Origin of the sequence: Bradyrhizobium sp. CCBAU 051011 (genome assembly GCF_009930815.1) — a bacterium.
In the GTDB taxonomy this organism is placed as follows: Bacteria; Pseudomonadota; Alphaproteobacteria; order Rhizobiales; family Xanthobacteraceae; genus Bradyrhizobium.
In genome coordinates this window covers 3,858,758-3,881,260 of record NZ_CP022222.1, presented here as the reverse complement: position 1 = coordinate 3,881,260, position 22,503 = coordinate 3,858,758, and the positions used below count along the sequence as shown (strand labels likewise).

The following is a 22,503-nucleotide window of genomic DNA, read 5'->3' as shown; positions in this document are numbered from 1 at the left end:
CTTGTGCGGGTTCGACAACGGCCCTTGCCGCCATGTGCATGATCAGGTCGGATTTGACTTTTGTGGTCCGTCGAAGGACCGCCGCCCTACTCCGCCGCCGACTGCAGCGCCACCTTTTCCGCGCGCACGGCGCAGAACTTGAATTCGGGGATTTTTCCGAACGGATCGAGCGCGGGGTTGGTGAGCAGGTTCGCAGCCGCCTCCGCGTAGCAGAACGGCATGAACACCATGTTCTCCGGCACGTCGCGGTCGGAGCGCACCTTGACCTCGACGGCGCCGCGGCGGGTCTCCAGGCGGATGAAATCGCCGGGCCAGACGCTTAAGCGCCGCATGTCCTTCGGCGACATGAACGCCACCGCCTCGGGCTCGATCTGATCGAGCACCTGCGCACGCCGCGTCATCGAGCCGGTGTGCCAGTGCTCGAGCACGCGCCCCGTGGACAGCACCATCGGATATTCGGTGTCGGGCAGCTCATCCGGCGGGATCACTTTGGCGGGCACGATCTTGCCGCGGCCGCTCGCGGTCGGGAAGCCGGTCGTGAAGATGATCTCATTGCCGGGCTTGCTCGGATCATCCGCCGGATAGGTGACGGCTCCTTCGCGCACCAACCGTTCCCAGCTGATGTTCTTGAGCGAGGGCATCAGCTGCGCCATCTCGGTGTAGACGTCGCCGGGACCCGAATAATTCCACGGCAGCCCCATGCGCTTGCCGATCTCCTGGATGATCCAGAGATCCTGCCGCGCGTCACCCGGCGGCTTGATCACCTGGCGCGCGAGCTGCACGCGGCGATCGGTGTTGGTGAACGAACCGTCCTTTTCCGCGAACGCAGAGGCCGGCAGGATGACGTCGGCGTGGAACGCGGTCTCGGTGACAAAGAGATCTTGCACCACGAGATGATCGAGCATGGCGAGCGCATGGCGCGCATGCTGGAGATCGGGGTCGGACATCGCCGGGTTCTCGCCCTCGATATACATGCCCGTGATCTCGCCGGCGTGGATCGCATTCATGATCTCGACCACGGTGAGGCCGCGGACGGGATCGAGGTCCTGGTCCCACAGCTTCTCGAAGTTGCCGCGCATGTCGTCGCGGCCGACGGGCTGGTAGTCGGGCAGGAACATCGGGATCAGGCCGGCGTCGGAGGCGCCCTGCACGTTGTTCTGACCGCGGAGCGGATGCAACCCAGTGCCGGGACGGCCGACCTGGCCGGTGATCAGGGCAAGCGCAATCAGGCAGCGCGCGTTATCGGTGCCGTGGACATGCTGGCTGATGCCCATGCCCCAGAAGATGATCGAGGACTTCGCGCGGGCGTAGGTTCTGGCGACCTCGCGCAGGGTCTCGGCATCGATGCCGCAGATCGGCGCCATCTTCTCCGGCGTGAACTCCTTGATCTTCTCCTCGAGGTCCTGGAATCCCTCGGTGTAACCCGCAATGTACTGGTCGTCGGTCAGGCCCTCGGTGATGATCGTGTTGATCATCGCATTGAGCATGGCGACGTCGGAGCCCGGCTTGAACTGCAAATGCTTCGTCGCGTGACGCGACAGCGCCTGCCTGCGCGGATCCAGCACGAAGAGTTTCGCGCCCTTCTTCGCCGCGTTCTTGATGTAGGTCGCGGCGACCGGATGGTTCACCGTCGGGTTGGCACCGATCACGATGATGACCTCGGCGTCCATTGCGGCTGCGAACGGCGCCGACACCGCGCCCGAACTCAGACCTTCGAACAGCGCCGCCACCGAGGAGGCGTGGCACAGCCGGGTGCAATGGTCGACATTGTTCGAGCCGAAGCCGGTACGAACCAGCTTCTGGAACAGGTAGGCTTCCTCGTTCGATCCCTTCGCCGAGCCGAAGCCGGCGAGCGCCTTGACGCCCTTCTCGTCGCGAATTTTCACGAGGCCCTTGGCCGCAATATCCAGCGCCTCTTCCCACGACGCTTCGCGGAAATGCGTGAACGGATTGGCCGGATCGACCTGGTCGTTGGCGTCCTTCTTCGCGTTCGGCAGCCGCACCAGCGGCTTGGTCAACCGATGCGGGTGGTGGATGTAGTCAAAGCCAAAGCGGCCCTTGACGCAAAGGCGGTTATGGTTGGCCGGGCCGTCGCGGCCTTCGGCATAGATGACCTTCTCGTCCTTGACCTGATAGGTGACCTGGCAGCCGACGCCGCAGAACGGGCACAGCGAGTCCACCTTCTTGTCCGCATAGGTGACGCGGGTCTGCTTCTCGTCGAGCATCACCGACGGCATCAGCGCGCCGGTCGGGCACGCCTGCACGCATTCGCCGCAAGCGACGCAGGTCGATTCGCCCATGGGATCGTCGAAGTCGAACACGATCTTGGCGCCGGCATTGCGATAGGCCATGCCGATGACGTCGTTGACCTGCACCTCGCGGCAGGCGCGCACGCAGAGGCCGCACTGGATGCAGGCATCAAGATTGACGCTCATTGCGGGGTGGCTGGTGTCGCTCGACCAGCGCTCGGCGGCCGGGAAACGGCTCTCGGTGACCTCGACCTTTTCGGCCCAGTTCCAGAATTTCGAATCGGGATCGTGCGAGGTCTCGCGCGCCGGCTGGTCTGCGACCAGAAGTTCCATCACCATCTTCTGCGCGGCGACCGCGCGCGCGCTCTCGGTCTTTACCTTCATGCCGACGCTCGGGGTGCGCTTGCAAGACGCGGCCAGCACGCGCTCGCCCTCGATCTCGACCATGCAGGCACGGCAATTGCCGTCGGGCCGGTAGTCGGGCTCAGGCGAATAGCAGAGATGCGGGATCTCTTTCTGGTGGCGTTTTGCCACTTGCCAGATGGTCTCGCCCGCATTGGCCTCGACTTGCTTGCCGTCGAGCTCGAATTGAATCTTGGTCATTCCGCGGCCTCTCTCGGCACGAATTCTTCCGGAAAATATTTGATCACTGACGTCAGCGGATTCGAGGCGGCTTGTCCAAGCCCGCAGATCGAGGCATCGCGCATCGCCTGGCTCAATTGATCGAGCAATTCACGGTCCCAGACCGGACGCTGCATCAACAGCGCCGCCTTCTGGGTGCCGACCCGGCACGGTGTGCACTGGCCGCAGCTTTCATCCTCGAAGAATTTCATCAGGTTCAGCGCCGCGCCCTTCACGCTGTCCTGCTCGGACATGATGACGACGGCGGCCGAGCCGATGAAGCAACCGTATTTTTCCAGCGTGCCGAAATCGAGCGGGATGTTGTCCATCGAGGCCGGCAAAATGCCGCCCGACGCGCCGCCCGGAAGGTAAGCGTGGAAGGTGTGCCCATCTGCCATGCCGCCGCAGAACTCATCGATCAGTTCGCGCACGGTGACGCCTGCGGGCGCCAGCTTCATGCCGGGATTCTTCACGCGGCCTGAAACCGAATAGCTGCGCAGGCCATGACGGTCGTTGCGGCCGTGGCTCTTCCACCAGTCGGCGCCCTTCTCGACGATGTCGCGCACCCACCACAGCGTCTCGATGTTGTTGATCAGCGTCGGCAAGCCGAACAGGCCGACCTGGAACGGATAAGGCGGCTTGTGCCGAGGCAGGCCGCGCTTGCCCTCGATCGATTCGAGCAGCGAGGATTCCTCGCCGCAGATATAGGCGCCGGCGCCGCGGCGCATGTGCAGCACGGGACCGCCAGGCGGCAGTTTTGCAATCTCGCGTTCGAGGATTTCGCGCGAGGCCGGGTATTCGTCGCGCAGGTAAATGTAGACGTCGGTGGCCTCGACCACATGGGCGCCGATCAGCATGCCCTCGATGAAGCGATGCGGGTCCGTTTCGAGATAGAAGCGATCCTTGAAGGTGCCGGGCTCGCCCTCGTCGCCGTTGATCGCCATCAGCCGTGGGCCGGGCTCGCCGAGCACCGCGCGCCACTTCCGTCCCGTCGGGAAGCCGGCGCCGCCGAGCCCGCGCAGCGAGGCGTCGTCGAGCGATTTCAGCAGATCTTCTTTCGTCATCGCGCCGGAGCGCAGACGGTTCAGCAGCTTGTAGCCGCCATCAGCAACATAGGCGTCATAGTCGACATATTTGGGCAGATGCGCATGGGTGTGGCCGGCCTTGGCGGCAGCGAACACGTTCGCCACCGTGGCATGATCGACGAAGTGATGACCGACTTCGGCGGTGGGCGCAGTATCGCAGCGGCCGACACAGGGCGCGCGCACCACGCGAATGCCGGGACCGGCCTTGTCCTGCAATTCATGCAGCAGCTTCTCCGCGCCCATCATGGCGCAGGTCAGGGAATCGCAGACCCGGATTGTGAGCGGCGCGATGTCGGGCGCGCCTTCCTTCACCACGTCGAAATGCGCATAGAACGTCGCGGTCTCGAACACTTCCGCAAACGACAGCTTCATCTCGTCGGCCAGCGCCGCCAGATGCGCCGCCGAGATCTGGTGATACTTGTCCTGGATCAGGTGCAGATGCTCGATCAGGAGGTCGCGCCGCCGCGGCCGGTCGCCGAGCAGGAGTTCGATCTCGTGGGCGGCGGTGGGGTCGACCTGACGGCCCTTCGGTGTCGCCTTGGCGCGCTTCCGTCCCGCACCCGGATGGTCGAACGCCCGGACTTTTTGTAGGTCGTGTACGTCGTGATCCATCGAAACGTCTCGTTCCCTGACAATCTGGAAGAACTCTAATTCGTGGCATGCCAGATGCCAAGAGATTTATCAGCTATTTAAGGCAACACAGGCCGCGAGCTTTCGATCCTGTCCCCACCGGAGCGACCACGTTCTATCCGTTTGCCTGATGGGCGGATGAGAACGCCAATTTAGTCCAGAGATCAATAAAGCCGTCTCATGCTGCGATTGCGAATGCGCATTGATCTGGATTTTTGATAGCTCGATTTGAATCCGGCATTGAAAAAAGACGGATCGAGAACGGCGTCGCGGGCCGCCTGCCCGCGACGCCGTGAAAGGTCACAAGATCTTGACGGCGCTTTCCAGCGTCTTCCACACGCCCCAGGCCAGCGGGATGCCGACGAAGGCCCAGAACAGCGCGGCTTTGGCGTCGAGCCCGCCGAAGCCGATGCCATAGGAGCCTGACGGGCCCGAAGCCCCGGCGTTCGCCGTCGCGGCCTGCAGCTTGGCGACCTCGGCATCGCTCATGTGCCACTTCGCATCGACCGGCTTGATCAGATAGTTGCAGATCAGGCCCGCGATCAGCATCGCGCACAGGATATACATCGTGGTGTTGTAGAGCTGGTCACGCGGAACGCCGGCCGCAAGCTGAAACTCGCGGATGTAGTTCACGACCACGGGACCGATGATGCCGGCCGTCGACCAGGCCGTCAGCAGACGGCCATGAATGGCGCCGACGAACTGCGTTCCGAACATGTCGGCGAGATAGGCCGGCACGGTGGCGAAGCCGCCGCCATACATCGAAAGGATGATACCGAAGCCGAGCACGAACAGAAGCTTCGAGCCCATCGCCGCGAAGGTCGGCGCCAGCGCGTAGAGCACGATGCCGAGGATGAAGAACGTGTAGTAAGTGTTCTTGCGTCCGATCTTGTCCGACAGCGAGGCCCAGATGAAGCGGCCGCCGATATTGAACAGCGAGAGCAGTCCGGCGAAGCCGGCCGCAATGCCTGCAATCGTCGCCTTCTGCGTCGCGTCGAGCTGATTGAAGCCGACATCGGGCAATCCGATCAGCTTGCCGGCGAAGATTTCCTGCAGCATCGGCGAAGCCATGCCGATCACGCCGATGCCTGCCGACACGTTGAGGCAGAGCACCCACCAGATCAGCCAGAACTGCGGCGTCTTGTGCGCGTCCTTCAGATGAACGTGGTTCTGCGAGATCATCGCATTGGCCTTGGTCGGCGGCGTCCAGCCCTCGGGCCGCCAGCCCGCCGGCGGAATGCGATAGCGGAAGGCGCCGATCATCATGAACACGAAGTAGATCACGCCCATCGCAACGAAGGTTTCCCAGACGCCGACCGAGGTTGGGGTCTTGAAATAGTTCATCAGGAGATTGGCCAGCGGCGCGCCGATCATGGCGCCGCCGCCAAAGCCCATGATCGCCATGCCGGTCGCCATGCCGCGCCGGTCCGGGAACCATTTCACCAGCGTCGACACCGGCGAAATGTAACCGAGGCCGAGACCGACGCCGCCGATCACACCCGAGCCGAGCCACAGCAGCCAGAGCTGGTGCGTGTAGATGCCGATCGCGCCGAGGAAGAGCCCGCCGCACCAGCACATCGCCGAGACGAAGCCCGCCTTGCGGGGGCCGACGCGCTCGAGCCAGCCGCCCCACACTGCGGCGGCAATGCCGAGCAGCACGAAGAACAGCGTGTACATCCAGCCCATGCTGGCGACCTTCCAGTCGCAGGTGGTGGTGAAGAGCTCCTGCACCAGCGTCATGTCCTGGCAGGCCTTCGGCGCACTCAGCCCGATCGCGCGCGACAGCGGCAGCCAGAACACGCTGAAGCCATAGGCCATGCCGATGCAGAGATGGATGCAGAGCGCGGCCGGCGGCACCAGCCAGCGGTTGAAGCCGGCTGTCGCGATCGTTCGCTCCTTGTCGAGGAGCCCGAGCGCACCTGACGGTGCAAGCGTGGCATCGGCTGTACTCATAGAAAAACCTCCGGGTTCGTGGCCTTACCGGCACATCGTTGGAAAGTTGAAGGATGGGATGAGGGGGCCGCGAGGCGCCAACCGTATGCGCAGGGCCTGTGATGCGCATGCGACCGATCGGAGTGGGTGTCGACGCAAAGTCGTTTGAAGTGCGGCGCAAGCGGGTCAGGAAAGCAGCAAGCAACCGAACGCGTTTGCGCAGTCGCCAACTTTGCGAGCGAACACTCGGTCATCGCGCCCTCCCCACCCCACTCCCCGAGAAGGAAAGACAGCAATCGACGTGCCAAATGGCGCGATACAGAAAATCAATCACTTAGCGGGATGGCTCCCGCGTCGGCGGACAAAATGTCCAGACCGCCTCCGGACAAAATGTCCGATCAGCTCGCTTCCGGCAGCCACAGCGGAATGTGCTCCCCGAGCCGATCTGGCTTTCGACGGTGATCTGGCCGCGCTGGCGCTTCACCAGCGTCTGGCTGATCGATAGGCCAAGGCCGGTGCCTTCGCGGCGCTTAGATGTGAAGAAGGGGTCGAACACCTTCTCCATGATGTCCGCGCTCATGCCGATGCCGGTGTCGGCCACTTCGATTGCAATGCCCGGGTTCCCATCGCGATCGGCGTCGAAGGAGCGGAGAGTTAACGTGCCGCCGTCGGGCATGGCGTGGATGGCGTTGACGATCAGGTTGATCACGACCTGCTGTAACTCCGTGCGGTTCATCAGGACCAGGCGGCTCGCCCGATCTTCCCGCACGACATTGATTTCGGTCTTGTTCAGGAGATGCTGGACCAGCGGCAAGCAATCCAGCACGACGCTTCCCGGCGCATGGCGCTCGACATAGCCGGCATATTCCTCCGGCCGGGCGAACTGGAGAAGTTTCATGACGATCTGGCTGATGCGGTGGATCTGCTCATCCAGCAGCCGGAACTCGACCTTGGCCTTGTCGACGTCGGCGCCGATCACGCTGCGGATGACGTCGAGATTGCCCTGCATCACCGCGATGGGATTGTTGATCTCATGCGCCACGCCCGCGGTGATCTCGCCGATGGCGGCGAGCTTCTCGGACATGATGAGCTGCTTGGTCGTCGCCTCCAGCTTCAGATTGGCATGCTCGAGGTCCCGCGTTCGCTCGCGGACCCGCGTGTTCAGCTCCTCGTTCCACTCGCGCAACTGGCGATCGCGCTCCTGAATCTGGTCCAGCAGCGTATCCAGGTGAACCGCCACACGGCCGATCTCATCGCCCGACGCCGGCAGTTTGGTGCGGGCGGACAGGTTGCCGCTCTCGACTTCGCCGATGGTCGCCGTGACCCGTTCGAGCGGCATGAAGACCGATTGCGCCCAGCGCAGGAAAATCGGCACCGTCGCCCCCGTGATCACGATGAAGGCGAGCGCGATGATCAGGAGCGTCTCGAACTTCGCATCGTTGAACGGCTTCTGCAGAAATCCGACATAGAGCATGCCGACGCGCTTGCCATAGGTGTCGACCAGCGGCTCGTAGGCCGAGATGTACCAGTCGTTGACGACGAAAGCGCTGTCCAGCCAGGTACGCCCTTCCCCCAGCACCGCCGAACGGACTGCCGCCGACACCCGCGTTCCGAGCGCGCGCCGTCCCTCGAACAGGCGGACATTGGTCGATATCCGCACGTCGTCGAGAAACAGCGTCGCCGTGCCCTGGCTGCCCTCGGGCAGGCTCGCTTCGCGATAGACAAGGTCGTTGATCGTATCGATGAACTCGAGATTCTGGTTCAGCAGAATCCCGCCGACCAGCGCGGCCGGCCCTCCTCCGGGCGCCGTTGCGCGGGCAGCAGCATGCACCACCATGCCGCTCGTGTCCGTGCTGCGATCGGTCGGCACCGCGTTTGGCGTCGGCACCAGATCGAGACGCGCCCGCTCGGCCAGCGCGGGCGAGATCGCCGCAAGTTCGTCGTTGGTAAAGATGTCGATGCCCGTCGACATGGATTCGCCCGACAATGCCGACCTGATGATCGGCCAGTCGGCCCTCGGCGCACCCTTGAGCGGGGGTGACGAGGCGACGACCTTGCCAGCGGCGTCCATCAGATAGAGAAAGTCGAGGCCGATCTCCTTACGGGACTGTTCGAGCAAATCCACCACGGCGGCGAGGGTTTCACGCTCTTCCACCTCGCGGAAGCGGAACGAGAGACTGAGCCCTCGGATCTGAACACCGGTCTTTTCCAGAATGCGGGCGAGATATTGATGCGCGATGGTGAGATCGCCGTTCACCTTCGAAATCAGCGTGGCGTCAAATCTCGCATTCCAGCGATAGATGGCTACGCCAAGCAGAAGCGGCAGGATGACCAGCATCGGCAGCAGTGCAATGGCAAGCAGGCGGAAGCGGACGGATTGCCCGCGTACCGGCGCGTCGATGCTGCCTGCCCGGTCAGCCATTCCATAACGCAAGTTTGCGATCGATTGTCTTGCGCGAGATGCCGAGCCGCCGCGCCGCCTCCTCGCGGTTACCGCCGGTCTCCTTCAGCACCGAAAGAATGTGCCGACGCTCCAGATCCGCGAGACTGTCAGCGCTGGCGGCCTGCCCGTCATTGCGCGGCGGCCCGGCGAAATCGTCCGGGAACGCGCCGAGGATCAAGGCGCGCTCGATCAGATTGCGCAACTCGCGCACATTGCCCGGCCAATCGTAACTCGCCAGTGCGGCGCGCACTGAGCTGTCGATCGCAACCGGCGGCATGCCGAGCTGTATCGAGAGCTTGTTCATGAAAATGGTGGCGAGTTCCTGCACGTCATCGCCGCGATCCTTCAACAGCGGCAGATGAATCTGCATGACGTTGAGGCGGTAATACAGATCGGCACGGAAGCGCCCCCTCTCCACTTCCTTCTGCAGATCGGCATTGGTCGCAAAGATGAGGCGAAGGTCGACCGGCACTTCACGCTCGGAGCCGACGGGACGGACGCGGCGGTCCTCCAGCACGCGGAGCAACTTGCTCTGCATCGGCAGCGGCAGTTCGCCGATTTCATCGAGGAACAGCGTGCCGCCATGGGCATAGAGGAACAGACCCTCGCGGCCGCTGTCCGCGCCGGTGAAGGCGCCCTTGATGTGGCCGAACAGCTCGCCCTCGATCATTTCAGGCGGAATCGCCGCGCAGTTCACCGGCACGAACGGCTTGTCGGCGCGGTCGGACAGCGAATGAATCGAGCGCGCGGCAACTTCCTTGCCGGTGCCGGATTCACCGGTGAGCAGGATCGACGTCGGCAGGCGGGCAACACGGGCGATGGTTTCCCGCACGCTTCGGGCCGCCGGCGATTCTCCGATCAGATTGTCACGCAGGAAGGTGCGGTCGGAGGATGCGCGCAGCGCATAGCGAAGAACATAATTCTCGCGCTGCAGCCTGACACGGTCGAGGCAGCGGGCCACAGCGTTCAGGATCTGGTTCGAGCGAAACGGTTTCAACACGAAATCGACCGCACCGGCGCGCAGCGCCTGGATCGCGGTGTCGAGATCGGCGTAGGCCGTGATCAGGATGGCGTCGGCAAAGAAGCCGACGGCCCGCTGCTCCGCCAGCCAGTCGACACCGTTCTTGCCCGGCATGATGTTGTCGAGGATGACGACGTCGAATCGATTTTTGTCGAGCTTGCGCGAGGCTTCGTCAGTATCGGCGGCCTCTTCCACGTGCTTGCAGCGCGGCCCCAGCGTGCGCACCAGAAAATTGCGCATTCCGGGCTCGTCGTCGACGATCAGGATCGAGGCCTGCGCCAGCGCGCCGAACTCGGGGCCGCCAGCCGATTTGCCTGGCTTGGCCGCCGGTTCGTCCGCAGGGGATATCGCCGCACTCGCCTTCGATGTCGGGAGGTTCATGCCGGGAGTTGTAGGTCCGATTGTCGCACCCGGCAATCACGCGCCGCAGTGAACTCGTCTAATTGACGCGTGCGGCCCTCACTGCTCAGGCATTCGCCTTTTCTATTGACCCATTTGCTTTTTCTATCAAGAAAACAATGCGGTCCTGGCTGCGCTCGGTGATTTCGACCTTGTCGCCGGTCTCGCGAATGAGATTCGGGATATCGATCACCGACAGCGGATCGGTGCAGAGCACTTCCAACCGGTCGCCCGGCGGCAGCGTCTTCAGTGCCTTGCGCGTCTTTAGGGCCGGCAGCGGGCATTTCAGTCCGGCGAGATCGAGTTTTGTCGTCGTCATGCGCCGACCATGGCGAAGGGGGCCTGCATCGTCAACGGACTCAGTTGATCAGGCTTGCATAGGACAGGAACCCGACCGTCTGGCCGGGCGTAACCTGCGTGACGTCTTCGCCGAGTTCGACTAGGCCGTCGGTGTCCGCCAGCGACGACAAAAGCCCGGCGCCTTCGCGCGGAAACTTCACCGCCTCCAGCCCGCCGTCGGTCGCCTTGCGCAAGCTGACGCGAACATATTCACGGCGTGAGATCTTCTTCTTGTAACTGAAGGCGGCGCGAACCGGCATCGGCAAAATCGGCTCCGGCCGCCCGCCCGAAAGCGCCAGGATGGTCGGCCGCACCACGTGAACGAAAGTGACAAAACTCGCCACCGGATTGCCCGGCAATCCGATGAAGGGGGTGCCGTTGATGATGCCCATCGCGACGGGCCGTCCCGGCTTGATCGCCATCCGCCACAGCACCAGCCGGCCGACGCTTTCGACGCTTGCCTTGACATGATCCTCCTCGCCGGTCGAGACGCCGCCGGTTGTAAGGATCAAATCATGGCTGCCGGCGACCTCCTGCAGCGCGCGGGCCAGCGAAGCGCGATCGTCCCTGATGATGCCGAGATCGCTGACGTCGCAGCCGAGTCGCGACAACATCGCCATCAGCATGAAGCGGTTGGAGTCGAATAGTTGCGCCGCGGCGCGCGCTTCGCCGGGCGAAGCGATCTCGTTGCCCGTGGAGAACACGGCGACGCGCAGGCGCCTGACGACATCGAGCTCGGTCAGGCCGAACGCCGCGGCAAGCGCGACATCCTGCGGCCGCAGCCGCTGGCCGGGCTGCAAGGCCGCAAAGCCTGAAGGGATATCCTCGCCCGCGGGGCGTACATTGGCGCCGGGCTTGAGGCCGGCGGGAAGCACGACCTTGTCGCCGTCGACGCGGACGTCCTCCTGCATAAACACGGTGTCGGCGCCTTCGGGCATCGGCGCGCCGGTGAAAATGCGCATCGCGTGCCCCGGCTTGAGCGGTGCGGATGCGGAACTGCCCGCCTGGACGCGGCCGACAATAGCAAATGCCTGTTCGTCGTTCTGCGGCAGGTCGCGACTTGAAACCGCATAGCCATCGACGGCGGAATTGGTGAAGGGCGGCAGCGGCAGTGGCGCCAACATTTCATGCGCAAGAATGCGGCCATCGGCGCCGGCGAGCGCTACCGTCTCGATATCCACGACCGGCGTCACGCGCGTGGCGATGAGGCCCACGGCCTCATCGACCGACATCATCGGACCGCCGAAGGCAAAGCAATCGTCGGACAATTGCGCCATGTGCCTGATCAGCCCTCAGCTTCGCATTTGGCCAGCACGTCTTCGAGCGAGATCGCCGACCGCAACATCATCGCGGCCACGGCCTCGATATCGTCGAGATGGGCAGTCGGCAGCTTGGTTTCAACCGCCGTATCGGTCGCGATGCCGACAATGCCGGGATCGTCGGGGAACAGCAGCGGCTTTTCATTCGCGGCGCGATAGACCTCGATCTTGCGATGCGGCTCGCGCTTGAAGCCCTCGACGACGACGAGATCCACCGGCGACATCTTCGCCAGCAGTTCCGGCAGTCGCGGTTCATGCGCGCCGCGCAGCTCATGCATCAGCGCCCAGCGCCGGCCGGACGACACCAGAACTTCGGCCGCGCCGGCCTCGCGGTGCCGCCAGGAATCCTTGCCGGGCACGTCGACATCGAAGGCATGATGGGCGTGCTTGATGACGGAGACCCGTAGCCCCTGTTTTGCGAATTGCGGGATCGCCCGCGTCAGCAAGGTGGTCTTGCCGGCGCCGCTCCATCCCGCGAGGCCTATTACTTTCATTACGTTCTCCGCCGGCAGTTCTTCATGGATCGTCATGCCCGGGCTGATCCCGGGCATCCACGTCTTGGTTCTATCGCCGAAAGAAAGACGTGGATGGCCGGGACAAGCCCGGCCATGACGGAGTAAACCGTGACTTGCTAGCTCCGGTGCTTATATCAGCCTACAGATAATGTCATGCTACGCTGTATCCTATGATGAAGATGGAAAAAGCGCCCGCCCCCCTGATCGTGCCGAATCCTGAGGATCCGCGGCTGACGGAGCGCGTTGCCGGAACCGACCAGACGGGTGCTGCGGTCGAAATCCGGGTGCCGGTGGAGCGGCCGCTGACGCTGTACCTGAACGCGCAGGAGATCGTCACCATGATGACGATCGGCGACTATCCGGAGTATCTGGCGCTCGGCTACCTCCTGAACCAGAACATGCTGAAGTACGACGATGTCGTCACCGAGGTCGAATATCACGACGACCTGCAGGTGGTGGTGGTTCGCACCGAGCATCACACCAATTTTGAGGCCAAGCTGAAGAAGCGTACGCAGACTTCAGGCTGCGCACAGGGCACCGCATTCGGCGATCTGCTCGAAGCCGTCGAAAGCGTGGCGCTGCCGAAGGCCGAGTTGCGTACTTCCTGGCTCTACGAGATGACGCGTACGATAAATACTATGCCCTCGCTCTATCTGGAAGCCGGCGCGATCCATGGCTGCGTGCTGTGCAAGGAAGGCACGCCCGTCTGCTACACCGAAGACGTCGGCCGCCACAACGCCGTCGACAAGATCGCGGGCTGGATCTATCGCCACGGCGTCGATCCCGCCGACAAGATCCTCTACACCACCGGCCGCCTGACCTCCGAGATGGTGATCAAGACGGTGCGGATGGGCATTCCCATTCTGGTCTCGCGCTCGGGCTTTACGGCGTGGGGTGTCGAACTGGCGCGGCAGGTCGGACTGACATTGGTTGGCCGCACGAGGGGCAAACGCTTCATCGTATTGTCGGGACAGGAGCGGATCGTGTTCGATCAGAACCTCGACTATGTCGAGGAGGAATCCGCGCGGCACAAGCGCAAGGGCGAAGAACGTGACGAGTAAGATTCCTGGCGTTCTGCTTGCCGGCGGGCTGGCGCGGCGGATGGGCGGCGGCGACAAGGCGATGCGCACGATCGCCGGTCGCACCATCCTCGATCGCGTGATCGCGCGGCTTGCGCCGCAATGCGACGGATTGATCCTCAATGCCAACGGCGATCCCGCCCGCTTCGCTGCGTTCGGGCTACCGGTGATCGCCGACGGCGTCGCCGATTTCCCTGGCCCCCTCGCCGGCATCCTGGCCGCGCTTGACTGGATGGCGGCGAACCGGCCCGAGGTGGCTCTGGTGCTGAGCGCAGCCGCGGACTGTCCGTTCCTGCCGCGCGATCTGGCCTCGCGCCTGCATCAGGCGCTGATTGATGAAAATGCAGAGCTCGCGGTCGCCGCTTCCAGCGGCCAATCGCATCCGGTCATCGGGTTATGGAGCGTCGCCTTGCGCGACGAGTTGCGCCATGCGCTTGTCGTCGAGGACATCAGGAAAATCGACCGCTGGACCGCGCGCTATAAGCTTGCCACTGTGGCCTGGCGGACCGAGCCGCTCGATCCCTTCTTCAATGCGAACACGGTGGATGACATCGCCGAAGCCGAACGGCTGGCCGCGGCGGACGAGGCTCCGGAAGCCTGAGAAGAACGAGGATTTCGGAAATTCCGTCAGAAGTCCGTCCAGATCACCGCGAATGCGATCAGGCCGCACAGGCCCCAGGCGGTGGCTAATTTCGGCAACCGACCGATGGCGACGAGGAACCACGCCGGCAGAAAGAATATTCCGAAGATCGCACTAAGCAGAAGAATAGCTATCAGATGAAAACCGCCGTCGCTGCCAGGCGTCGGGTAGATCGCATGGAAGGTATAGATCCAGAACAGAGTGCCGGCGGCGGCGACGAGGGCCGCGATCTTGCGGAAGTTCAGGTGTCCGGACAGCGTCATGGGATCATTCCGCGCGATCGAGCGCTTCGACTGATGCGTGTCGCGCTCCCTTCCACCCGCTTGGTCGCGGCGCGCACCTGCCAGGTTCACGCGGTACGACTTGCAGCGCGTCACGCTGGCGGGAGCGGCGTCCTGCCGGACTGAACTCGATCACGGACGTTTACGACTACCGTCCATGTCCCGCAGGCTCGAGACTTGCCGATGAGCCAGATCGTATGGGGTCTTTTGGCCTTTTTCGTCAGGGTGATCGATTTCGTCCTGGATATCGCGCTGCTCGTTTCTCGGATGCGCGAGCTTGCCAGAATGTGGACGGGTAGCGACAAGATCGTCGAGGTGCCGGCGACTGTGAAAATCCTGACGCCCGCAGCACAGCGCACGCTGGCCGAGGCCGAACAGCGTAACCACTTCCTTTACCTGCCTCGCAAGTAACACCGGGCTCTATGTATTGACGAAACCGGTCGTGATTTCAGATTCGGATTAAATACGATTTAATGTACTCGCCGATACAATAGCCGCGGCGGATTTAACGCGAGGCGTGGCAATGTTCGGACGCAGGACGACTTTCGGCACGAACCAGCAAAGCTTTGCCGAATTCAAGGAGACGATGCGTCCGGCGCCGGACGCGGACGGTGTGACCCGCGTTTTCCCCAAAGAACTCTGGGACGATCCAAAGATCGGCAAATTTCTGCGGGAAGTTGGCTTTGCACCGGATGATGCGCGCAACATTCTGCCGACGGCAGATGACTACATCGCTCTCTTCGCCGCGGCCAAGCAGCGGCTGGATCAGCGCACCGAGGCTTTCAACCGCGACATGACCACGCGCTACGGCTACTGCCGCGCCGTGCCTTTTCTGGTCATCGACCACACTATCTGGGACGGCGAACATGGTGCGTTTCTGTATGCCCAGATGAACCTCATCGGGTACGACGACTGGAACGTGCTCATGCTGGCCGCGGATGTCCGCACCAAGGAGGCCTGCGAATTGGCAGGCCATCCCGGCACGGTGCCGGCGGTTACGGAAGTCATGACCAGGCGCGTGATCGAATGGAAGCGGCGCCATGATGCCGCGCTGGAAGCATTCGGAATTACCGCGACCGGCGGCCGCGGCATCACGCGCGAGCGATACGAAGCCGAACAGGACGCCTTGCGCCGGGAGATTGTCGACAATGTCGGCTGGATGAAGCCCCGGATCATCAGCGAGTTGTTGCGCATTCAAGCCTAACGAGAACTTACGCCGCCAGCGGCACCGTCCAGGCGTCGTAACCATAGACCCAGTCGGTATCGGTCTTTCCGCTGAGCCAGGTGTTGGCACGCGAGGTCGCTTGAATACGTTCCGTCCGGGCCTTGCGCGTCGCCTCGAAGCGGCGAAACGCCTTCGCGACGCCTTCCCGCTCCACTCCGTCAAGGCAGCGCGACAATACGGCCGCATCCTCGATCGCCATCGCCGCCCCCTGCGCCATGTAGGGCGTCATCGGATGGCAGGCATCGCCGAGCAGCGTGACGTTGCGATCTGCCCATCGTTCCAGCGAATGGCGATCGACGATCGCCCATTTGTGCACGTCAGGACATGCGGCAAGCACCTGTTCGACCTGGCTATGGAAGCCAACGAAGGTCTTTCGTAACTCGACGACATCGCCCTTCGCCGACCATGACTCGATCCGGAAATCCGGCTCCGGCTGGCTGGTGACGAGGTAGATCTCGCTGCGGTCCGGCTTGACGTAGTAGATGACGATATGGCGGTCCTCGCCCCACCATTTGGTGCAGTCGTCGATTTTTGCACCGCCGAGCAGCGCGGCGGGATAGGTGGTGCGGTAGGCGATGCGCCCGGTAAAGCTGACCGGCGACGCGCCGAACAGAATGTCCCTCACCAGCGAATGAATGCCGTCGGCGCCGATCACGGCGTCGGCCGTCACCGTTGCGCCATTGGCAAAGGCGAGCCGGACGCCCTCGCCGGTCTCATCAAGGCCGACCAGCTTGTGATTGAGCTTGACGCATCGATCGGGAACGGCGCTTGCGAGCGCGGCATGCAGATCGCCGCGATGCGCCAAGAGATAGGGCGCGCCAAACTTCTGTTCGGCGCTCTCGCCGAAGATCATGTCGAACTTGACGTCGCCGGTGCGCCAGTCGCGATTGTTCCAGGAACGCGGATAGAAGGATTGTTCGCGCAGCCGTGCTTCAAGTCCAAGCCCGCGCAGCACCTTCATGGCGTTGCAGCCGATCTGGATGCCGGCCCCGATCCGCGCGAATTGCGTGGCCTGCTCGTACACGGTGACGTCGATGCCGACCCGCCGCAGCGCCGCGGCGGTCGCAAGCCCGCCCATGCCGGCGCCAACAATCGCAATCGATAGCGGTGTTGCCATTCCCACCCCTGCCCCGAGCCGCTTCTGTTGGCGGCTTCTTACACTTCGCGAGCGCGTCAGGCCGGCCGGAAACCCGCCTGCTGCAGCGCCGTGCGGCCCGCCTCCGACGCCAGCGCATCGAGAAACGCCTGCACGGCCGGCCGTTGCTTGCGAGCCGTCACCAGCGCGAAATCATAATGCTCTTCGGCAAAGGGAATGAAACCCAGGTTTGACGCATGCGCGACCGGCGCAATGGTCATGCCCCAATCGGCACGATGCTGCGCAACGGCTGCCGCTACCGCATTGTGCGAGCGCGGCTGATTCCAGTAACCATCGGGACGCGCGCCACCGAGCAGCCGGTCGATCAGGATGCGCGTGCCGGCGCCCTGGTTGCGGTTGACCATGATGCAGGCGGAATCGGCGATTGCCGCGCGCACCGCCTCCTCGGCGCTCAAGCCTTCGAAACGCCGGTCGCCCCTGCGAAACACGATGCCCTGCATGCGACGCCAGCCGGGCACCAGTTCCAAACCCTCGGCAAGATAGGGCGTGTTGTAGGTTTCGCTCTTCTCGTCGAACAAATGGATCGGCGCAAAATCGCATTCGCCGCGTTTGGCGGCCGCGAGCCCGCCGAGGCTGCCGACGGCGATCGAGCGCACGACGAGCCCGGCATGCGCCAGCGGCGCGGTGACGAGGTCGAGCCCGGTACAATGGCTGCCGACGATGACGAGATCGGGCGCCCGCACATGCGGCGTGAACAGCGTCACCTCAGCCTCGCTGCCCGCCGGCATCTGGTCCGCGAGCGCATCGATCTTTAGAAAACCGTCGGCCTGCGCGAACGAGGTGATGGCGCCGGAACCCTTGCCCGTAGGATACGCAATCAGCCCGTCCGCCCCTTCGACCAGCGACACCATGACGAATTCGGTGCGGCCGAGTTCGGATGCGATCCGCACCGGCATGCGCGCATTGACCTTGGCGTCCGAACGCGGCGGCAGGCCGGCCATTCGCCGCAGCACCGGCACGATCATGTCGTGGAAGGTGAACATCGCCGAGGTCGGAAATCCCGGCAGGATGATCACTGGTTTGCCGTCGCATACCGCCAGGCACAGCGGCTTGCCGGGCTTCAGCGCCACGCCATGGGCGATGATGCCGGGCTTGCCGAGGCGGCCGATGATGCGGTGTGAGACATCGCCCGCGCCTTTCGAAGTGCCGCCTGACAGCACCAGCATGTCGCTGCTCGCGAGCGCCTCGCGCATCGCGGCTTCGAGTTGCGCTTCGTCGTCGGGGATCGCGCCGAAAAAGCGAGCCTCGCCACCGTTCTCCGAGATCGCCGCCGTCACGATCGCGCCGTTGGTGTCGTAAATTGCGGCCGGCCGCAGCGGTTGGCCGGGCTGCACCAGTTCGTCACCGGTCGAGATGATGGCGACGCGCAGCCTGCGCGCGACGGCCACATTCGCGATTCCGCAGGCCGCCAGCATGCCGATCTCGCGCGAGCCGATGACAGTGCCGGCGCGCAGCAGAACCTCGCCGCGGGCGATATCGGAACCGGCATAGGACACGAACTGCCCGGGCGAAGCGGCGCGGCGGATTTCGATCGCGCGATATCCCATTGGCTGCGTATGCTCGACCATGACGACGGCGTCGGCGCCGCGCGGCACCGGACCGCCGGTCGCGATCGGCGTGGCTGTTCCGGACAAGACCGGCCGTGTCGGCGCAGTGCCGCAGGCGATCACCTCATCGTTCAGCATCACGCGCACCGGTGAAGCTTCACCGGCGGAAGCGAGATCGGCGGAACGCACCGCAAAGCCATCGACGTTGGAGCGATCGAACGGCGGCACGTCGACCGGCGCCGTCACGTCTTCGGCAAGCGCGCAGCCGAGCGCGTCAGCGAGCGGACGCTTCTCTCCCGGCACCGGACGCGGGAACAAGGCGGCTTCGAAACGCGCCAGCGCATCCTCACGCGACAGGATCGTCAGGAACTGATCCTGCTCGTTATTGTCGCGATCTCTCGGCGAGGACGTATTGGTCATGCCTGAACTCATTTCACTCCCGCAACATATAGGCATCGACTGGGCTGCCTGCCGCAAATCCTTCCGAGCCGCCTGATACTACGAGCCAGGCTTCGGCGCGGGCGATCGCATCCAGCGACAATTCGCCCACCGCTAGCGCGGCCCACATATCCTGCTTCCGCTGCAGCAACACGATCTCGGCGATACCGACGCTGGATGCAATCTTGCGCGCCAGCGGCAAATTGACTGTCTTGCGCGGGCGGCGGCCCGAGAGGCGATCGAGCACGGGAAGCGCCAGCGTCCACCATGCGGCTAGCGCCTGATCCGGCGCGCCCGGCAAAACGACGACGGGCGTATTGCCGACGCGCCCGACGGCCGAGGTGCGGCCGGGCTGCAGGGCAATGCCGTGGGCGAGAATTTTGCCGCGCGCAGCCAATGCCGTCACCGCCGCATCGGTGCGGCCAACGCCGGAGCCGCCGACGATCAGGAGCAGATCGCATGCGCCGTCATCCAGTGCCGCCGCAATTGATCCGGCATCGCGGCCTGCGGCAGTGGAAGAGACGATCTCGGTGCCGATAGCTCGCGCGCTCTCGATGATCAGGTCCGCCGTCACATTGCGACCGGGAACATTGACGATGCGCAGCCGCGGACGACGGACCTTCAAGCGTTCCAGGCCGGCAGCGCGCGCGATCAGGAGATGGCGCGGCAACACACGCCGCCCGGCGTCCACGACAAAACTGCCCGCGGCGATATCGCCGCCGGCCCGGCGGACGCCCTGCCCCGGGATCGCCTCCTCCAGCACCTGCGGCAGCGGACCGGACACATCGACGGAAGCGGAATCGAGTACACAGTCGCAAGCCTCCGGGATCGCATCGCCGGCCTCGACCCAGATCGGCGGCGTCGACAACGGCAACGGCGAATAGGAGGATGCGCCGACGAGATCGCGCGCAAAAAATGCGTAGCCGTCCACCGCCGCGACGTCGCGGGGCGGATGAGCCTGAAGCGGCGGCATCTCGGCGGCAATGCAACGCAGCGCTTCGACAAGCGTTAGTTCTGCCGGCGCGACGGGCCCTACGCCCTGCAGGAGGGCGGCGAGCGCCCTATCAAGCGGCGTAAGGGAGGTCGGCAGGCGCTGCGGCGTGGTCATGGTTCGCCCTATGCCCTGAATCGCGCCGAAAGGAAACAGAACCAGATACCGCTCGGGAGGCGAACCGCTCCATTCGGCCACATTGACGCGGGGGCAAAATAGTTGCAAATGAGACCAATTGGCGGGGCAACCGCCCGAAAAACACCAACGGCCAACGCGCCGATTCCAGGGAGAAGACAGGGATGTTCGCCAGGAACCTATCCAGGCTTACCGTGCTTGCGGCCGCGATGCTGGCATCGACCGCGGCGCTCGCACAAATTTCAGACGATGTGGTCAAGATCGGCGTCCTCACCGACATGAACGGCCCGGCGGCGACGCCGACCGGCCAGGGCTCGGTCACGTCAGCGCAAATGGCGATCGACGATTTCGGCGGCAAGGTGGTGGGCAAGCCGATCAGCATCATCGTCGGCGACCACCAGCTCAAGCCCGACATCGGCGGCGGCATCGCCCGGCGCTGGTACGACGTCGATCAGGTCGATCTGATCGTCGACGTGCCGGTATCCGCGGTGGGGCTTGCGGTGCAAGGCATCGCCAATGAGAAGAAGAAGCTGTTCATCACGCATTCGACCCTCACCGCCGACTTCCACGGCAAATCCTGTTCGCCTTACGCGATGCAGTGGGTGATCGATACCCGTTCGCTCGCGGTCGGCACCGCGCAGGCGGTGGTGAAGCGCGGCGGCGATAGCTGGTTCTTCATCACCGACGACTATGCGTTCGGCCATTCGCTCGAACGCGATGCCTCGAGCGTCGTCACCGCCAATGGCGGCAAGGTGCTGGGCTCGGTGCGCCCGCCGCTCGCCACGCCTGATTTGTCATCCTTCGTGCTGCAGGCGCAGGCGTCCAAGGCCAAGATCATCGGCATCGCGGCCGGTCCGCCCAACAACATGAACGAGATCAAGACCGCCGCGGAGTTCGGCGTGCTCAAGGGCGGTCAGCAGATGGCGGCATTGCTCGCGCTGATCACCGACATCCATTCGCTTGGGTTACCGGCAGCGCAAGGCCTGTTGCTGACAACATCGTTCTACTGGGACATGGACGACAAGACCCGCGAATGGTCAAAGCGCTATTTCGCCAAGATGAACCGGATGCCGACGATGTGGCAGGCCGGTGTTTATTCGTCGGTCACGAGCTATCTCAACGCCATCAAGGAGACCGGCACCGACGAGCCGCTGAAGGTCGCGGCGAAGATGCGCGAAAAGCCGATCGAGGATTTTTTCTCCCGCAACGGCAAACTGCGCGAGGACAATCTGATGGTGCACGACCTGTGGCTGGTGCAGGTCAAGAAGCCCGAGGAATCGAAATATCCGTGGGACTATTATCAGATCCTCGCCAAGATCCCGGGCGACGAAGCGTTCGGCCCGCCGGACCCGGCGTGCGCGATGGCGAAGAAATAGGACGCGAGTGGCGAGTGGCGAAAGCGAACCATTCGCTATTCGCCACTCGCTATTCGCCTATTTCACTATTCCTGCTTCCCTAAAATACTTCATCACCCCGGGATGAATCAGCGCCGCATTCGGTGCGGCGGCAACGGTGTTCGCCGCCGTGGTCTCGCAAGCCTGCGGCAACTTCTTGCACAGCGCGGCCTCCTGCCCATGCAGGGTGCGCGCGAGGCGGTAGGCGACGTCATCAGGCAGGCTTTCGCGGGCGAGCACAAAACTCCATGAGCCGATGGAATCGATGGCTGCTGGCTGGTTCGGATAGCTGTTGGCCGGGACCGTCAATGGCTTGAGGAAGGTGTGCTTGGCGCGGACGCGCGCGATCTCGGCCGCGTCCGGCGCGATGAACCGGGCGCCACCGGGCGCCTGCGCCATCGCGGCAAAACCCGGCCAGCCGATGCCGGCGCCCCACAGAGCGGCGGCGCGCCCGTCCTGCACCATGGCCGGACCGTCGCCGGCACGGTCGAGATAGATCGACTTGAAGTCCTCGTCCTGCTTCAGCCCGATTCCGTCGAGGATGTAACGCGACAGGATCGGCAGGCCCGAGCCCCTGGCGCCGAAGGCGACCGGCTGGCCGACCAGATCCTTGATCGTCTTGTAGGGGCTGTCCGCCCGCACCACGAACATGCCGGGGCTGGAATACATCGCGGTCAGGATTTTCAGCTTTGTCGCTGGCCGGCCGATGCCCATGAAGGCCTCGTAGGCGGGCTCTCCCGCGATCAGCGCGATGTCGAGCTGGTCGGATTCCAGCAGCGGAATGTTTTCGTTGGAGCCCTTGGTATTGCGCGGCTCGATCGAGAGCCCCGGATCGGCCGCATTCAGGATTTCCGCGAACGCATTGCCATAGACCGGGAAGCCACCACCCGGCGTCGCGGTCCCCAGGCTGATTGTGGTTTTGGTAATGGCCTTGCCTCCCTCCTGCGCCGCGGCGGCGCCGGCGAACAGGAGCAGGCCGGCCCAGACGATCCCAGCGAGTTTCATTTCTAGCCTCAAGCGTTCGGTGACGAATGATGCAATGGAGGTTGTAGGCAAGCGCGGGG

At 63.8% G+C, this 22,503-nt stretch carries 17 protein-coding genes and 1 pseudogene; 5 read left to right on the top strand and 13 right to left on the bottom strand.

Annotated elements, in window-relative coordinates; genetic code table 11:
• Positions 1-86 precede the first annotated feature (86 nt).
• From fdhF to mobB, 8 genes and pseudogenes are all read right to left on the bottom strand, one after another.
• A complete protein-coding gene (gene fdhF, locus ACH79_RS18305; RefSeq protein ID WP_161852244.1) occupies positions 87-2,852 on the bottom strand; it encodes a formate dehydrogenase subunit alpha in 2,766 nt (921 codons plus the stop codon).
• A complete protein-coding gene (locus ACH79_RS18300) occupies positions 2,849-4,567 on the bottom strand; it encodes an NADH-ubiquinone oxidoreductase-F iron-sulfur binding region domain-containing protein (protein ID WP_161852243.1) in 1,719 nt (572 codons plus the stop codon). Before ACH79_RS18300 ends, fdhF begins: the two co-directional genes overlap by 4 nt.
• 318 nt (positions 4,568-4,885) lie before the next feature.
• On the bottom strand, positions 4,886-6,538 hold the full coding sequence (locus tag ACH79_RS18295) for an OFA family MFS transporter (RefSeq protein WP_161852242.1): 1,653 nt from the start codon (positions 6,536-6,538) through the stop codon (positions 4,886-4,888).
• 377 nt (positions 6,539-6,915) lie between these two features.
• A pseudogene (locus tag ACH79_RS18290) lies at positions 6,916-8,939 on the bottom strand (cache domain-containing protein).
• The gene (locus tag ACH79_RS18285; protein WP_161852240.1) at positions 8,932-10,362 is read right to left on the bottom strand and encodes a sigma-54 dependent transcriptional regulator; all 1,431 of its coding nucleotides are present in this window, start codon (positions 10,360-10,362) and stop codon (positions 8,932-8,934) included. Before ACH79_RS18285 ends, ACH79_RS18290 begins: the two are co-directional and overlap by 8 nt.
• An 85-nt stretch (positions 10,363-10,447) precedes the next feature.
• Positions 10,448-10,699 (bottom strand): sulfurtransferase TusA family protein, encoded by a 252-nt coding sequence (locus tag ACH79_RS18280; RefSeq protein ID WP_161852239.1) that lies wholly within the window; start codon positions 10,697-10,699, stop codon positions 10,448-10,450.
• Positions 10,700-10,739: 40 nt separating this feature from the next.
• Positions 10,740-11,996: a gephyrin-like molybdotransferase Glp gene (glp, locus tag ACH79_RS18275; RefSeq protein ID WP_161852238.1), complete on the bottom strand. Its 1,257-nt coding sequence runs from the start codon at positions 11,994-11,996 to the stop codon at positions 10,740-10,742.
• Positions 11,997-12,004: 8 nt separating this feature from the next.
• Positions 12,005-12,532: a molybdopterin-guanine dinucleotide biosynthesis protein B gene (gene mobB / locus ACH79_RS18270; protein WP_161852237.1), complete on the bottom strand. Its 528-nt coding sequence runs from the start codon at positions 12,530-12,532 to the stop codon at positions 12,005-12,007.
• 191 nt (positions 12,533-12,723) lie between these two features.
• Here mobB and fdhD point away from each other — a divergent pair, with 191 nt between their 5' ends.
• Together fdhD and mobA are read left to right on the top strand one after the other, a co-directional pair.
• Positions 12,724-13,614, top strand: a complete 891-nt coding sequence (gene fdhD, locus ACH79_RS18265; protein WP_161852236.1) for a formate dehydrogenase accessory sulfurtransferase FdhD — start codon at positions 12,724-12,726, stop codon at positions 13,612-13,614.
• 40 nt (positions 13,615-13,654) lie between these two features.
• Positions 13,655-14,233: a molybdenum cofactor guanylyltransferase MobA gene (gene mobA, locus ACH79_RS18260; protein WP_246738685.1), complete on the top strand. Its 579-nt coding sequence runs from the start codon at positions 13,655-13,657 to the stop codon at positions 14,231-14,233.
• 26 nt (positions 14,234-14,259) lie between these two features.
• Here mobA and ACH79_RS18255 read toward each other — a convergent pair whose 3' ends face one another.
• Positions 14,260-14,535, bottom strand: a complete 276-nt coding sequence (locus tag ACH79_RS18255) for a hypothetical protein (protein ID WP_246738588.1) — start codon at positions 14,533-14,535, stop codon at positions 14,260-14,262.
• 201 nt (positions 14,536-14,736) lie between these two features.
• On the opposite strand from ACH79_RS18255, the gene ACH79_RS18250 reads away from it, so the two are divergent.
• Together ACH79_RS18250 and ACH79_RS18245 are read left to right on the top strand one after the other, a co-directional pair.
• The gene (locus ACH79_RS18250) at positions 14,737-14,964 is read left to right on the top strand and encodes a hypothetical protein (protein WP_161852234.1); all 228 of its coding nucleotides are present in this window, start codon (positions 14,737-14,739) and stop codon (positions 14,962-14,964) included.
• A 112-nt stretch (positions 14,965-15,076) separates the two neighbouring features.
• Positions 15,077-15,757, top strand: coding sequence for a hypothetical protein (locus ACH79_RS18245; protein ID WP_161852233.1), 681 nt, complete (start codon positions 15,077-15,079; stop codon positions 15,755-15,757).
• Between the two features lie 7 nt (positions 15,758-15,764).
• Here the strand turns inward: ACH79_RS18245 and ACH79_RS18240 are convergent, their stop codons facing one another.
• From ACH79_RS18240 to ACH79_RS18230, 3 genes are read right to left on the bottom strand one after another with little or no spacing between them, the layout of a single operon-like run.
• A complete protein-coding gene (locus ACH79_RS18240) occupies positions 15,765-16,895 on the bottom strand; it encodes an FAD-dependent monooxygenase (protein WP_161852232.1) in 1,131 nt (376 codons plus the stop codon).
• A gap of 56 nt (positions 16,896-16,951) precedes the next feature.
• Positions 16,952-18,901, bottom strand: coding sequence for a molybdopterin biosynthesis protein (locus tag ACH79_RS18235; protein WP_161852231.1), 1,950 nt, complete (start codon positions 18,899-18,901; stop codon positions 16,952-16,954).
• A 13-nt stretch (positions 18,902-18,914) separates the two neighbouring features.
• Positions 18,915-20,027, bottom strand: coding sequence for a molybdopterin-binding protein (locus tag ACH79_RS18230; protein WP_161852230.1), 1,113 nt, complete (start codon positions 20,025-20,027; stop codon positions 18,915-18,917).
• 182 nt (positions 20,028-20,209) lie between these two features.
• On the opposite strand from ACH79_RS18230, the gene ACH79_RS18225 reads away from it, so the two are divergent.
• A complete protein-coding gene (locus tag ACH79_RS18225) occupies positions 20,210-21,421 on the top strand; it encodes an ABC transporter substrate-binding protein (protein WP_161852229.1) in 1,212 nt (403 codons plus the stop codon).
• Positions 21,422-21,478: 57 nt separating this feature from the next.
• Here the strand turns inward: ACH79_RS18225 and ACH79_RS18220 are convergent, their stop codons facing one another.
• Entirely contained in the window at positions 21,479-22,444 is a 966-nt protein-coding gene (locus ACH79_RS18220) for a TAXI family TRAP transporter solute-binding subunit (protein ID WP_161852228.1), read from the bottom strand.
• Positions 22,445-22,503 lie beyond the last annotated feature (59 nt).

Bases quoted from the DNA above. Each gene is read 5' to 3' on its own strand.
- ACH79_RS18285 (WP_161852240.1), bottom strand. From the start codon at position 10,362: ATGAACCTCCCGACATCGAAGGCGAGTGCGGCGATATCCCCTGCGGAC.
- ACH79_RS18255 (WP_246738588.1), bottom strand. From the start codon at position 14,535: ATGACGCTGTCCGGACACCTGAACTTCCGCAAGATCGCGGCCCTCGTC.
- ACH79_RS18235 (WP_161852231.1), bottom strand. From the start codon at position 18,901: ATGACCAATACGTCCTCGCCGAGAGATCGCGACAATAACGAGCAGGAT.
- ACH79_RS18295 (WP_161852242.1), bottom strand. From the start codon at position 6,538: ATGAGTACAGCCGATGCCACGCTTGCACCGTCAGGTGCGCTCGGGCTC.
- mobA (WP_246738685.1), top strand. From the start codon at position 13,655: ATGGGCGGCGGCGACAAGGCGATGCGCACGATCGCCGGTCGCACCATC.
- ACH79_RS18220 (WP_161852228.1), bottom strand. From the start codon at position 22,444: ATGAAACTCGCTGGGATCGTCTGGGCCGGCCTGCTCCTGTTCGCCGGC.
- ACH79_RS18245 (WP_161852233.1), top strand. From the start codon at position 15,077: ATGTTCGGACGCAGGACGACTTTCGGCACGAACCAGCAAAGCTTTGCC.
- ACH79_RS18250 (WP_161852234.1), top strand. From the start codon at position 14,737: ATGAGCCAGATCGTATGGGGTCTTTTGGCCTTTTTCGTCAGGGTGATC.
- fdhF (WP_161852244.1), bottom strand. From the start codon at position 2,852: ATGACCAAGATTCAATTCGAGCTCGACGGCAAGCAAGTCGAGGCCAAT.
- ACH79_RS18240 (WP_161852232.1), bottom strand. From the start codon at position 16,895: ATGGCAACACCGCTATCGATTGCGATTGTTGGCGCCGGCATGGGCGGG.
- glp (WP_161852238.1), bottom strand. From the start codon at position 11,996: ATGGCGCAATTGTCCGACGATTGCTTTGCCTTCGGCGGTCCGATGATG.
- fdhD (WP_161852236.1), top strand. From the start codon at position 12,724: ATGATGAAGATGGAAAAAGCGCCCGCCCCCCTGATCGTGCCGAATCCT.
- mobB (WP_161852237.1), bottom strand. From the start codon at position 12,532: ATGAAAGTAATAGGCCTCGCGGGATGGAGCGGCGCCGGCAAGACCACC.
- ACH79_RS18230 (WP_161852230.1), bottom strand. From the start codon at position 20,027: ATGACCACGCCGCAGCGCCTGCCGACCTCCCTTACGCCGCTTGATAGG.
- ACH79_RS18280 (WP_161852239.1), bottom strand. From the start codon at position 10,699: ATGACGACGACAAAACTCGATCTCGCCGGACTGAAATGCCCGCTGCCG.
- ACH79_RS18300 (WP_161852243.1), bottom strand. From the start codon at position 4,567: ATGGATCACGACGTACACGACCTACAAAAAGTCCGGGCGTTCGACCAT.
- ACH79_RS18225 (WP_161852229.1), top strand. From the start codon at position 20,210: ATGTTCGCCAGGAACCTATCCAGGCTTACCGTGCTTGCGGCCGCGATG.